This is a genomic window from Acinetobacter ursingii DSM 16037 = CIP 107286 (genome assembly GCF_000368825.1).
GTDB classification, from domain to species: domain Bacteria; phylum Pseudomonadota; class Gammaproteobacteria; order Pseudomonadales; family Moraxellaceae; genus Acinetobacter; species Acinetobacter ursingii.
On the sequence record NZ_KB849718.1, the window covers coordinates 1 to 12,493 of the forward strand.

At 37.7% G+C, this 12,493-nt stretch carries 13 protein-coding genes and 1 pseudogene; 2 read left to right on the forward strand and 12 right to left on the reverse strand.

All coding sequences use genetic code 11. The features are described 5' to 3' along the window. Positions 1–273 precede the first annotated feature (273 nt). Positions 274–1,200 (forward strand): LysR family transcriptional regulator, encoded by a 927-nt coding sequence (locus tag F944_RS14520; protein ID WP_000028740.1) that lies wholly within the window; start codon positions 274–276, stop codon positions 1,198–1,200. Between the two features lie 123 nt (positions 1,201–1,323). Here the strand turns inward: F944_RS14520 and hpxO are convergent. The 12 genes and pseudogenes from hpxO to F944_RS14580 form a co-directional block, all read right to left on the reverse strand. Continuing rightward, positions 1,324–2,361 (reverse strand): annotated as a pseudogene (gene hpxO, locus F944_RS14525) (FAD-dependent urate hydroxylase HpxO); the annotation flags it as partial. A gap of 54 nt (positions 2,362–2,415) precedes the next feature. Further along, a complete protein-coding gene (locus F944_RS14530) occupies positions 2,416–3,120 on the reverse strand; it encodes an IS6-like element IS1008 family transposase (protein WP_001067790.1) in 705 nt (234 codons plus the stop codon). A gap of 115 nt (positions 3,121–3,235) precedes the next feature. Then, positions 3,236–4,321: an ArsO family NAD(P)H-dependent flavin-containing monooxygenase gene (locus tag F944_RS14535; RefSeq protein WP_171053915.1), complete on the reverse strand. Its 1,086-nt coding sequence runs from the start codon at positions 4,319–4,321 to the stop codon at positions 3,236–3,238. A 96-nt stretch (positions 4,322–4,417) separates the two neighbouring features. After that, entirely contained in the window at positions 4,418–5,368 is a 951-nt protein-coding gene (trxB, locus tag F944_RS14540; RefSeq protein WP_004644738.1) for a thioredoxin-disulfide reductase, read from the reverse strand. A gap of 18 nt (positions 5,369–5,386) precedes the next feature. After that, on the reverse strand, positions 5,387–6,091 hold the full coding sequence (arsH, locus tag F944_RS14545) for an arsenical resistance protein ArsH (RefSeq protein WP_004644739.1): 705 nt from the start codon (positions 6,089–6,091) through the stop codon (positions 5,387–5,389). A gap of 4 nt (positions 6,092–6,095) precedes the next feature. Next, positions 6,096–7,136 carry an ACR3 family arsenite efflux transporter gene (gene arsB, locus F944_RS14550; protein WP_004992155.1) on the reverse strand — a complete coding sequence of 347 codons (1,041 nt, stop codon included), beginning with the start codon at positions 7,134–7,136 and terminating at the stop codon, positions 6,096–6,098. 5 nt (positions 7,137–7,141) lie between these two features. Continuing rightward, entirely contained in the window at positions 7,142–7,615 is a 474-nt protein-coding gene (locus F944_RS14555; RefSeq protein ID WP_004644741.1) for an arsenate reductase ArsC, read from the reverse strand. A gap of 4 nt (positions 7,616–7,619) precedes the next feature. Continuing rightward, the gene (locus tag F944_RS14560) at positions 7,620–7,943 is read right to left on the reverse strand and encodes a metalloregulator ArsR/SmtB family transcription factor (protein ID WP_004644742.1); all 324 of its coding nucleotides are present in this window, start codon (positions 7,941–7,943) and stop codon (positions 7,620–7,622) included. A 44-nt stretch (positions 7,944–7,987) separates the two neighbouring features. Next, entirely contained in the window at positions 7,988–8,416 is a 429-nt protein-coding gene (gene arsC, locus F944_RS14565; RefSeq protein WP_004733243.1) for an arsenate reductase (glutaredoxin), read from the reverse strand. Positions 8,417–9,247: 831 nt separating this feature from the next. After that, positions 9,248–9,499: a hypothetical protein gene (locus F944_RS14570; RefSeq protein ID WP_001232338.1), complete on the reverse strand. Its 252-nt coding sequence runs from the start codon at positions 9,497–9,499 to the stop codon at positions 9,248–9,250. A gap of 442 nt (positions 9,500–9,941) precedes the next feature. Beyond that, positions 9,942–10,229 carry a hypothetical protein gene (locus tag F944_RS14575; RefSeq protein ID WP_000908082.1) on the reverse strand — a complete coding sequence of 96 codons (288 nt, stop codon included), beginning with the start codon at positions 10,227–10,229 and terminating at the stop codon, positions 9,942–9,944. Between the two features lie 2 nt (positions 10,230–10,231). Beyond that, complete coding sequence (locus F944_RS14580) at positions 10,232–10,870, reverse strand: AAA family ATPase (RefSeq protein WP_000585007.1); 639 nt, start codon at positions 10,868–10,870, stop codon at positions 10,232–10,234. A 404-nt stretch (positions 10,871–11,274) separates the two neighbouring features. On the opposite strand from F944_RS14580, the gene repM reads away from it, so the two are divergent. Continuing rightward, positions 11,275–12,213: a replication initiation protein RepM gene (repM, locus tag F944_RS14585; RefSeq protein ID WP_002046604.1), complete on the forward strand. Its 939-nt coding sequence runs from the start codon at positions 11,275–11,277 to the stop codon at positions 12,211–12,213. The last annotated feature ends 280 nt before the right edge of the window (positions 12,214–12,493 follow it).

The following is a 12,493-nucleotide window of genomic DNA, read 5'->3' on the forward strand; positions in this document are numbered from 1 at the left end:
TTTACAGAATTAGGTCGTCCTCATACCCAAGTTGTCACTTGAATTCTGTTCAAATGAGCAGAGTGTTATCTTTTAAATCTTTGTGCAACAAAGCCTTTCTAAGTCAAAAATACGTTTGGATAGCATTTCTGTCTATTAGAATGATTTGCATACAATGTTCTGCTTTTTAGAACACAAAAGCAGAATGAATTGAAAAAATCAAAAGTTATGGCATGAAAATCGCTTAAGCATGGATAAGTACTTTGTAAACTGCCCGTGAGATTGAATAGCTGTATGTCGATTACCTTTTCCCGATTTTCTGAATATTTTATGGCTGTTGCCCGTACTGGCAGTTTACGTAAAGCCGCAGAACAGCTTTTTATTTCAGTCTCTGCAGTGCATCGGCAAATTATTCTTGCTGAAGAAGAGTTAGGCGTTGCTTTATTTGAGCGTTTACCGCAGGGGCTGAAGCTAACGTTAGCAGGTGAATTACTTTATGCTGATTTGCTTAAATGGCAAAAAGAATATCAGCTGACTCGAATTCGATTTGATGAAATTCAAGGATTAAGTCGCGGCAATATTGAAATGGGTTTTATTTCTGCCCTAAATGATGGTTTTGTCGTGGATTGTATTCAACGCATGGCTGAAAGCTATCCATGGATTAATCTCAATATCAGTATGAATAGCAGTGAAGAAATATCGAGAAAAATCATTGATGCAGAATTAGATTTTGGCATTATCTTAAATCCTAAAAGTCACAATCAATTAGAAATCTTATCCTTTATTGAAATTCCTTTAGGCTATGTTTTATCACCACATCACACCTTAGCCGGCATGGATAAAATCTATTTATCTGACACTTTAAATGAGCGTCATATCATGCCAAGTGAGCCCTTAGTCATCAGTGATTATGTACATACACTCTATAAACATCACAAATTTAATCCTATACAAAAGATAGAATGTAATGACATTAGAATGATAACATCATTAATTCAACAACAATTAGGCATTGGCTTAATGTCATATATGGATGCATTACCACTTTTAAACTCAAAAAAGATCGTATTTAAGCCCATTCGTGAAAAAGGTATGCATCGTTTAACCATTGCACTGTGCGTCGCTTCAAAACGTCAAACATCTCGTCTTTCACAAATAATGGTAAATTTATTGGTCGAAAAAATGGAAGAAATCAAATTGCAATTAAAGCAACTTCCTTAAACATTTAATCCTTTGCTCTTCAATCTAATGTTTCTAAATAGCTAAAAAAAGCCAGTGTGAATATTCACACTGGCTGCTGAAAGCTAACCTTTTAGTTTTACATTTCTTTTTGTGTCTTACAGCTTAGTCGAGTGGATTACCGACAATGTTACTAATAATTCCCTTCATAATATGATTGCCTTGTTCTTTACGTAACTCTTCATACCACTCTCGGGTCACCGCTTCATCTTTCATATGTGTCACATCACAGCGCTTACGGGCACGAAGTACCAACTCATTGGCACGTTCATTACGCTTGTTCTGATAGCGACGTAAAGAATCTTGTAAACCTAAGGTATTAATTTGCAATGAACGTGCCAAATAGATAGCATCTTCCATCGCTTGGCAGCCGCCTTGACCAATATCAGGTGTTGTACTGTGCGCTGCATCACCTACAATCACCACTCGACCTTTGTAAAAATTGGCAAATGGTTCGATATCGTGAATTTCTACACGATTGGTCTTTTGCACATCGACTGCATCAATTAACTTTTGGACAGGCTCACACCATCCTTTAAAGTATTGTTTGAATAAAGCTTTGTATTGGCTACGATCATTTTCAAGACCAACAGCTAACGGCACATCAAAAAAGAAATAGAAACGATTATTCGCCACTGGCATCAGTGAAACACGTTTGCCTTCACCTACAAACGTTGTCCATTGATCTGCTGCGGCATAATCGTCTGAGACATCAACGAGACCATTCCAATTGACATAGCCTGCATAGCGTCGCTCAACTTGCTCACCTAAAACATAGGCACGAGTAATTGAGTGTGTACCGTCTGCACCCACCAATAGATCAGATTCTATTTCGCTACCATCTGCAAATTGAATTTTTACACGCTCTCCTTCTTCAACAAAAGAAATCATTTTCTTAGCTAGATGAATATCTTCACGACCAAATTCATCCATTAACATATTCTGAAGTTCCGCACGTGATACCGGATATGGTCGTTGCCCGACTTCTTCAATCAATGGATAAAGGCTAAACTGGGTCATCACATCGCCCGTCAGACCATCAATATAAGCAAGGTTATCCATTTTGCCGCCAAGCTTTTCAACTTGCTCTGTCAAACCCAAATAATTTAGACATTTCACACCGTTAGACCATAACGAAATAGCAGGGCACTGTTGCAAATAGAGATTTGAGTCGATGAAGTTCCTTTTTAAAAGTGCTTAGAGACCGAAAACCCTGTTGATTAGACACACTTCACCTTGAGGCTGACCATAATAAAATGACGATGCTTGTCCTTTACGTAGTGCACGCATGACTTCAATACCTTTAATTGTGGCATAAGCCGTCTTCATAGATTTGAATCCTAATGTGGCCCTGATGATCCGCTTTAACTTACCATGATCACATTCAATGACATTATTTTTATACTTAATCTGCCTGTGCTCAATATCTACTGGACATTTTCCTTCTCGCTTTAACCGTGATAAAGCATGGCCATAGGTCGCTGCTTTATCTGTATTGATGACCCGTGGAATTTGCCATTTTTTCACCGTATTGAAGATCTTTCCTAAAAAACAATAGGCTGATTTACTGTTCCGTCTAGCGGAAAGGTAAAAGTCAATCGTATGACCACGTTGATCAACTGCACGATACAGGTAAGTCCATCGCCCCTTCACTTTGATATAAGTCTCATCCATATGCCATGAATGTAAATCTGTAGGATTACGCCAATACCAGCGTAAGCGTTTTTCCATTTCTGGAGCATAACGCTGAACCCAACGATAAATTGTGGTGTGGTCAACATTCACACCTCGTTCAGCGAGCATTTCTTGAAGTTCACGATAGCTGATGCCATATTTACAATACCAACGAACAGCCCAAAGAATGATTTCACCTTGAAAGTGCCGACCATGGAAGGGATTCATCTGCTGTATCTCGAAATAAATAAGATATTTAGCTTATCATGTCAGCCTATTTGCAACAGTGCCGTTTCGATACTGTTATCAAAGTTGTAAAAGCACTTAGTTTACGGCAAGCAATTTAACATTGGATGTAATTATAAATATTATCTAAATAAGCTGCAATTTCATCCACTGTGGCTCTCGCAGTCCTTGAAACACCCACCAGTGTCGCTGAACCAGGTCCGGTCCACTCACCATATCCTACTAACCATAGGTTGGATTGTTTGACTGCTCGTGTTCCTTCAACAAGTATCGTATTATTTTCCTCTACTATTCCAAGTGGCTTTAAATGGCTTAAAGTCGCTTTAAATCCAGTACACCAAATCACTGCATTAACCTGTTGAAAAGATCCATCTTCCCAAATCACGCCATTTTCTGTAAAAGCCGAAAATGGGCGCTCACTATGTAAAACTCCTCGTGCACGTGCATCTTTGACTGAATCAATCATGACAATATCACCCAGACCGCCAACAGGCTGATCTATTGTACGGCCTTCTAATTGTGCCTTTAAACGCTCTGTCGCACGTAAAAACAGTACACGGCCATCAACATCATCTGCTAAAAATTGAGGAGGTGTTGGCGTGATCCAAAGAGTGTCTGCCACTTGGGAAACTTCAGCCAAAATTTGTGCTCCAGAATTTCCACCACCGACTATCATTACGTGCTTATCTTTAAAAAGTTCTGCATTTTGATAATGGGCGGAGTGTAATTGCAGACCTTTGAAATTTTCTTGGCCAGGGTAAGATGGGATATAAGGATGACTCCAGGTGCCCGTTGCACTGATTACAGCCTTGGCTCTCCATATCTGTTCACCTGCATGCACACTCAATACTTCTCCTTCGCTTTTGACGTGATCAACATATACAGGACGAATAATCGGAAATTGATAACGCTGCTCATATTGCTGCAAGTATTCAATAACTTCTTTCTTGGTCGGATACGTTTGTTCTGTATTCGGCATAACCCAACCAGGTAAGGAACTCCAGCTATTCGGTGAAAACAGACGCAAAGAATTCCAAGCATGTAACCAGGCTCCACCTGCTTGATTTTGATCATCTAAAATAATAAATGGTATTTTTTTTCGCTTTAAAAAATAAGCTGTAGATAAAGCTGCCTGTCCACCACCGATAATGATGACATCAGTTTCCGTCTGTTTCTGATTCAAAGCCTTTTCCCCTTTTATTTTTTCTTTAATATAAAAACCCAATCCTGAAGACTGGGCTTTTACAATATTCACTATATTTTTATGACAACATCAAAATCAACTTAAACTATCAAGATATTTTTCAGCATCTAATGCAGCCATACAACCAGAGCCTGCTGAAGTAATCGCTTGGCGATAAACTGAATCAGCCACATCACCGGCAGCGAATACACCTGGCACTGAAGTAGCAGTGGCATTCCCCGCTGTTCCGCTTTGGATCTGAATATAGCCATCACGTAACTCAAGTTGCGCTGAAAACATCTCAGTATTTGGTTTGTGACCAATTGCCACGAATAAACCCTGTACCTCAATATCTTGCTTTGATCCATCTACAGTGGATTTTAAACGCACTCCAGTTACTCCGGTGTTATCGCCTAACACTTCATCCACTTGATTGTTCCAAAGAATGCTAATTTTGCCTTCTTTCTGTTTTGCAAAAAGATGGTCTTGTAGAATTTTTTCAGAACGCAATGAAGCTCGGCGATGCACTAAAGTCACGTGAGCTGTAATATTAGACAGGTAAAGCGCCTCTTCAACCGCAGTGTTACCACCGCCTACAACCATCACCTTCTGATTCTTATAGAAGAAACCGTCACAAGTTGCACAGGCACTTACACCTTGCCCCATGAATTTAGCTTCAGACTCAAGACCTAAGTATTGTGCCGTTGCACCTGTGGCAATAATCAGGGCATCACAGGTGAATTCTTCCATATCGCCTTTCAGCACGAATGGACGAACGCTTAAATCCACTTCACTGATATGGTCATAGACGATTTCGGTGCCAAAACGTTCCGTATGCGCTTGCATACGTTCCATGAGTGCGGGGCCTGTTAAACCTTCTGGATCACCCGGCCAGTTATCGACTTCAGTGGTCGTGGTTAATTGACCACCGAGTTGTAAGCCTGCAACTAAAGTGGGTTTAAGATTAGCCCGTGCTGCATATACCGCAGCGCTGTAACCCGCAGGACCTGAGCCAAGAATGATTAATTTAGAATGTCTCTTTTGCATTTAAGATCACCTAGCAGTTTACAAACTGCGCTGATTGACACGTTTAGATAATTCTTCAGCTGATTCCTTACGTTCTGAATAACGATCTGTCAGGTATTTGCTTTGTCCACGAGTCAGTAGGGTGAACTTAAATAACTCTTCCATCACATCCACAATCCGGTCATAGAAAGCCGAAGGTTTCATTCGCCCATCTTCTTCAAACTCCAAAAAAGCTTTTGGAACTGAAGACTGATTTGGAATGGTGATCATCCGCATCCACCGCCCCAAAATACGCATCTGGTTCAGGCTGTTAAATGACTGTGATCCGCCACTGACTTGCATCAAGGCAAGAGTTTTACCTTGGGTTGCACGGATTGCCCCTCCTGCCAGTGGAATCCAGTCGATTTGAGATTTAAAGATTGAACTCATAGAACCATGGCGTTCAGGTGAACACCAGACCATGCCTTCTGACCATGCTAAAAGCTCATGCAGTTCTTTTACTTTTGGATGCTCAGTATCCGCATCTTCTGGTAAAGGAAGCCCTTTAGGATGAAAGATTTTTATTTCCGCCCCAAAATGCTCAAGGATTCGACCGGCTTCAAGAACTGCAAGGCGACTGTAAGAACGTTCTCGATTAGAGCCATACAGCAGCAAAATTCGCGGAGGATGAGCAAGTTCTTTGGCTTGAACTTTTTCAAAGGTGGGTTGCTCAAGAAGATTTAGATCTACATTTGGGAGATTCATAGAGTTAGGCCTCTTTAAAAACTTTCTTTCTCAGCCAGAGTGAAACACTCACCAAGGCAATCAACACAGGAACTTCGACCAGTGGGCCAATAATCGTGGTAAAAGCAACAGGCGAAGCGATACCAAAAGTTGCAATCGCTACTGCAAGTGATAATTCAAAATTATTCCCCGCTGCGGTAAATGCAATTGCTGTGGTCTTAGGATAGTCATTGCCCATCCATTTACTCATAAAGAAGCTGATGAAGAACATTAAAACGAAGTAAATGGTTAAAGGAATCGCGATGCGTAAAACTTCAAGCGGAAGACTCACGACATCACCGCCTTTTAGGCTAAACATGGCCAGAATGGTGAACAGCAAAGCCATTAAACTCAGCGGACTGATTTTCGGAATGAACTTGGTTTCATACCATTCCACGCCTTTCTGTTTCACCAAAATCCATCGCGTTAAGAAACCTAATAAGAACGGAATACCAAGATAAACCAGAACAGCATGGGTGATGGTCCAGAAATCGACATTAATGACCTGCGAAGCGACACCAAAATAGGGTGGAAGGAAGGTCAGGAATAACCAGGCATAGGTACTGAAAAATAGAATCTGGAAGATGCTGTTAAAGGCAACTAATGCTGCAACATATTGATTATCACCACAGGCCAAGCCATTCCACACCAGAACCATGGCAATACATCGAGCAAGACCAATCAGGATGACACCGGTCATATATTCTGGATAACTATGTAAAAATATGATTGCCAGGGCAAACATGAGTACTGGCGCGATCAGCCAGTTTTGTACTAAGGATAAAGTAAGGGTTTTCTTATCCTTAAACACTTGTGGCAAAGTCGCATAGTTCACTTTTGCCAGTGGTGGATACATCATTAGAATAAGACCAATCGCGATTGGAATATTCACTGAATCAATGCTTAATTTATCGAGTGCGACAGAAGCCTGAGGAAAGAAGTTTCCGATGGCAATGCCTAAGGCCATGGCAATAAAAATCCATAGCGTCAGGTTGCGATCTAAAAAAGATAAGCGTTTTTTAGACATTTCACTTACTCAACGTTCGAAATTTGATTAATTGCTGCAATCAATTCTGAGCGAGATAGTTTATCTACATTAAGTTTAAATAAAGCATCTAAGCGACGATTGATATGTTCAACAGTGCTCATAAAGGCTTTTATTTTTTCTTCTTTATTCACGTCTAAGTGTGAAGGATCAGCCAAGCCCCAATGTGCCTTGATTGCTCCACCCAAATAAAGTGGACATGCTTCTTGAGCAGCAGAATCACATACTGTGATCACAACATCAGGTTGATATTGTTCACAATCATTAATCGTTTTACTCCATAAACCTTCGGTAGATAATCCTAAGTTTTCAAGGGTTTCTAAAGTTAGCGGGTGAACTTGACCTGAAGGCTTACTCCCAGCACTATAGGCTTTCCAACCTTCTGGTGCTCGGCTATTAAACAAAACTTCAGACAAAATGCTACGGCAGCTATTTCCAGTACATAAAAATAAAAATTTCATTGAATTACTCACAATAACTATTTACAGAAAGGGGGTGTTGATCATCCAGCTTTGATTGAGATTGAACCGTCTTCAAAATATCTAAAATTTCATAACACCAGTTGGCCAATTTTGGATTGATACTGTAGTAAACCCATTGGCCTTGTCTGCGATCTTGAAGTAGCCCTGAAGCACGTAAAAGAGCTAAATGTCTTGAAATTTTAGGTTGACTGAGTTGTAGTTTTTCAGTCAAATCACATACACATAGTTCTTTATTTTCAACAATTAATGTCACTATATTGAGACGTGTTTCATCTGATAAGCATTTAAAAAAATTAACTTGATCCATATAAGTCTCCTTCACATTCTTTCCATTTAAGAGATGAGAAAGTGCTATTTAATTCTTTGGCCATTTTCATCAATAATTTTTTCACCATCTTCTTTGCTAAATGCGCCTTTCTGAGGAAACGGGAGAATATCCAAAACAACTTCAGAAGGACGACACAAACGTGTACCTAAATCCGTAACAACGAATGGGCGGTTAATCAAAATAGGATGTTGAAGCATAAAATTTAAAAGCTGTTCATCAGACCAATCTTCCCGAACAATTTCTAAATCAGAATATGGAGGTACATTTTTACGAATTGCTTCTCTAACACTTAAACCAGCACTACGAATAAGTTCAATTAATTCTGCTTTCGAAGGTGGGGTAATTAGATATTCAATAACGATTGGTTCAATTCCTGCATTTTGAATTAAAGCTAAGGTATTCCTTGATGTACCACACTCAGGATTGTGATAAATCTTTATGGTCGAGAACATTTTGACTGACTCTGCTATTAGAAACTCAGATATATTTATATACGTATTTACACATATATGCAAATACGTATATTGATTTTATTTAAATTACTTAATGTCAATAAATGTATATATATTCTTGCAAATTCTTATGAGTGAGAAAAAACTCGTTATTTAAATATGTAAATTTAGAGTATGGTCTATTAATACATTTATTATTAGATCACTCTGCTACAAAATTTTAGTTAGACCACCTAAGCAATTTAAGTTTAATAAGTTTAATAAGTTTAATAAGTTTAATAAGTTTAATAAGTTTAATAAGTTTAATAAGTTTAATAAGTTTAACTGCTATAAAGTGGTATTGTTCACTAGTACACTCATTTATGAAGGATTAAAGGTAACCATCCGATAAAGCACCCAACACATCCCTCGCTTCAGTAGCTTTGCAGTAAGTACTAAATTCAAATCCCGTATGTAGATATATTCGCCTTTTGGATGGAGAACAAGCTCTGCACCACCAAAGCCCACATTATTACATTGCCTTACCCTGCAACGTTTAATCCATCCATTACAGCAATACTACCCGTTCACATTACTTTATCTCGGCTGATAATCAGCGCAGTAACTTTAGCCAATCTCGCTGCAATTTCCATGTCAGGAATTTGTCCACTTATTCCAATGATGATGAGAACTGCAGCATTGACTTAGATCGCCAGTGCTCAGTACTGGCCATCATGTAGCTTTTATCGCTTTAGCGCCTTAACTTATTTAAGTGGCGTAACTTACACAACTTATGCATCCTATTTAAGTGATGTAAGTTATAGTATTCCGTGTCAGGAATCTGTCTACTTATCAGCGTCCGCGGAACTGCAGGATTTCTGCTTTGTTGTTCGCAACGAGGGCTAATTCTGGAGTTCCGTATAAGGCATAATCAATAACGACGCCTGATGCGAACATAGCGATTGGGCTGAAACGGAAGGTATCAGGAGCAATCGCTTTGGCAGAATTCCCCAAGGTGCTCACAATAAGATTCACATTGATGAAATCTGGCTTTCTACTCAGCCCATGGATATGCGAGCAGTTACTTATACTGCTCTTTCTCATGTCCTAAAAGCCTTTGACCATGTCAAATCGCAACATTGAGGTTATCTTGTTTTGGAATAAGCGTGGTCATTGTATGAAAGTGTTGATACATGATGGACTGGGTATTCAAAGCTCTACGGTTGGAACAAGCAACATTTCACTGGACTCAAACTCATCATAGTGAAACAATTACAAGCATTGATTCAGAGTTTCGCTTGATAAAGAATTTGACAATGTGCATCAAACATCATGACATCAATTCAGTCAGCCAAGCTGAATAGCCTAGATCCGTGTCTGTGCAGAAAAGGACGCCTTCATATAAAATAACTCAAATAGATAAATTACCACCACACTGCTAGAGCCTGAGCTGAATTTAAAAATATCTATAGGGTTCACCGGGGACTTACAGTAAATTTAACTTGGATAAAAAATATCCCCCTTAAAAAAGTGGGATATTTTTAATTTATTTATTTAATATTTCTTTTAATTCATCTGCACTATATGTCGATAAATTTTCTATAGCTGCTCGAACAATACTTGAACGATTTATTCTTGCATTTTGCCCTTTTACAACCAGCTCATCAATTAGTTTACTAATATCTTCATTGAGAGAAAAAGTGTAACGAATAAATTTTTTTTCACTTGATTCTAAAGCCTTTACCCTCTTTTCTGCACCAGATATAAATGCATCTAACATTTTATCTTGTTCAGTAGGTTCAGGTTTTTTGTTTAGCCCAGTTAAACCAGCCATAGTTATACTCCTAAAAACTCTCTTGCAATACTTTCAATTTCAGCTTTCGCTTTAGGATCACTATTTACTTCAAAAACCGAAAGCCCATTTTCATCTGCATCATCATAAACATTTCGATTTGTTGTGATTGAATTCAATGCATCAATACCAAATGATTTGCATGCCTCTTTTGCATCTAAAATTCTTTGAACTTGAGAAGGAAGAGTTGGACACTGAGTAATAATTGCTCTAGCTTTCAGATTTGGATTTACTGTCTTTGCTAATTTTAAAACTTGTTCCATATGATCTAAAGTTTTTAGATCTCTTCGTTTGGGTCTAAACGGCAATAACATATGTGTAGCTATAGTCATTGCTGAACGTAATGCTTCAGAATCCTGTCCACCTGCATCAATGATAATATCTTGGTATCTTTTATCTAAATCTTTTAAAACTGAACGTATATTCCCTGATGCTTGTACTGATGGAATATTATTTAATTCATCGTTTTCATCTCTTTCTTTGACCCAATCTGTTGTTGTTCCTTGAGGGTCAGCATCTAATAAGAGGACGTCTCTTTGACTTTGTTGTAAGTAAACTGCAAGATTTTGAGCTAAACAGCTTTTACCAGCACCGCCTTTTTCACCACCAACTAAGATAATCATAATTTATGTAAGTTACGTAAGTTTGTTTGTGTATAATTTAACGGTGATTTATGAAGTAATCAACTATCATGAAAAAAAAAATTAAAAAAAAAGTTATCCACAAAAGAATGGTCTTTTTGAATTTATATATATTTATTTAAATTTATTATTTATATCTCTGCTCAAAGCTTGACTAGCAAAGGGATACAGGAAGTATATGTTGACAAATTCCTACCAATAAGTTGACTTTTTCCTGTTTCTGAGTTGACATATTCCTACCAATAAGTTGACTTTTTCCTGTTTCTAAGTTGACAAATTCTGTGCATAAGTTGACAAATTCTTTTATTAAAAATACTTTCATTTGTGGACGTTAAGTAGTATTGTCAATATATCTATTTATAACATTTTCCTTAATATATCTCCCTATGAGTAACATAGTATATAAAGATAATAATTTGGTTGAAGCATCGTATTCACTAAATCTATCTGAGCAAAGGCTAATATTAATTGCGATCATTGCTGCTCGAGAAATTGAGAAAGAACTTACTTCTGATACTATACTTACGATTCATGCTTCTGAATACATGAAACAGTTTAATTTAGGACGTCAAGCATCTTATGAAGCGTTACAATCTGCATGTGATAATCTTTTTGAACGGCATTTGAATTATAAAGCAGTAGATCCTATAACTGGAAAAATAGGAATATACAAAAGTAGGTGGGTTTCAAAAGTTGGTTATGTTAAGGAAGAGGGATGCGTCCAACTAATTTTTGCACCAGATATTATCCCCTTATTTGTAAAACTTGAAGAAAAGTTCACAAGATATGAACTTAAACAAATCTCACCACTTACAAGCATTTATGCTATTCGCCTGTATGAGTTACTCATACGTTGGAGATCAACTGGTAAGTTATATATTTCTATAGATGAGCTTAGATCAAAACTCGGATTGATAGAAGATGAATATAAAAAGATGGGAGACTTTAAAAAAAGGGTTCTTACCGTAGCTTTAAATCAAATTAACAAATTTACGGATATTACTGTTTCTTATATACAAAAAAAGGAGGGAAGAAATATTTCAGAATTACATTTCATGTTTGAAGAAAAAGAACAAAATAAAACGAGTACAAGTGCTCCTTTAGAGCCAACTTATAAATTGACAGCTAAGCAATGTATATTCTTTGCTAAAAAGCTATGTGATATTACTAACTATCCAAAATTTGGTAATGATTTCGCACATCGTGGAGAGACTCTAGAAGACTTTCAGGAAAGGATATCAAGTGATCTTCTTGATAGCGATAATGTTAGAAAGTATTTTTCTTATTTGTTAGAAGTTGGTTATGCTCCTAAATACAAGAAGTAACCCTTTAGTTAATTGTCACTTTAAACAAAAGACCACGCCCTCTCATACTAAGTTTTTAATTAAGATTGCTTTCATGTGATTTTAATATGAATTAGCATAAGTTACATAACTTATGCTGGTTAAGTAACCACCTATCCTGCCTTTATAATTTATTGCTGCAGTTCTCATCATCATTGGAATAAGTGGACAGATTCCTGACACGGAATACTATAACTTACATCACTTAAATAGGATGCATAAGTTGTGTAAGTTACGCCACTTAAATAAGTTAAGGCGCTAA

Coding starts and splice junctions, on each gene's coding strand:
- F944_RS14520 (WP_000028740.1), top strand. CDS start 274: ATGTCGATTACCTTTTCCCGATTTTCTGAATATTTTATGGCTGTTGCC.
- F944_RS14530 (WP_001067790.1), bottom strand. CDS start 3,120: ATGAATCCCTTCCATGGTCGGCACTTTCAAGGTGAAATCATTCTTTGG.
- trxB (WP_004644738.1), bottom strand. CDS start 5,368: ATGCAAAAGAGACATTCTAAATTAATCATTCTTGGCTCAGGTCCTGCG.
- arsH (WP_004644739.1), bottom strand. CDS start 6,091: ATGAATCTCCCAAATGTAGATCTAAATCTTCTTGAGCAACCCACCTTT.
- arsB (WP_004992155.1), bottom strand. CDS start 7,136: ATGTCTAAAAAACGCTTATCTTTTTTAGATCGCAACCTGACGCTATGG.
- F944_RS14555 (WP_004644741.1), bottom strand. CDS start 7,615: ATGAAATTTTTATTTTTATGTACTGGAAATAGCTGCCGTAGCATTTTG.
- F944_RS14560 (WP_004644742.1), bottom strand. CDS start 7,943: ATGGATCAAGTTAATTTTTTTAAATGCTTATCAGATGAAACACGTCTC.
- arsC (WP_004733243.1), bottom strand. CDS start 8,416: ATGTTCTCGACCATAAAGATTTATCACAATCCTGAGTGTGGTACATCA.
- F944_RS14570 (WP_001232338.1), bottom strand. CDS start 9,499: ATGAGAAAGAGCAGTATAAGTAACTGCTCGCATATCCATGGGCTGAGT.
- F944_RS14575 (WP_000908082.1), bottom strand. CDS start 10,229: ATGGCTGGTTTAACTGGGCTAAACAAAAAACCTGAACCTACTGAACAA.
- F944_RS14580 (WP_000585007.1), bottom strand. CDS start 10,870: ATGATTATCTTAGTTGGTGGTGAAAAAGGCGGTGCTGGTAAAAGCTGT.
- repM (WP_002046604.1), top strand. CDS start 11,275: ATGAGTAACATAGTATATAAAGATAATAATTTGGTTGAAGCATCGTAT.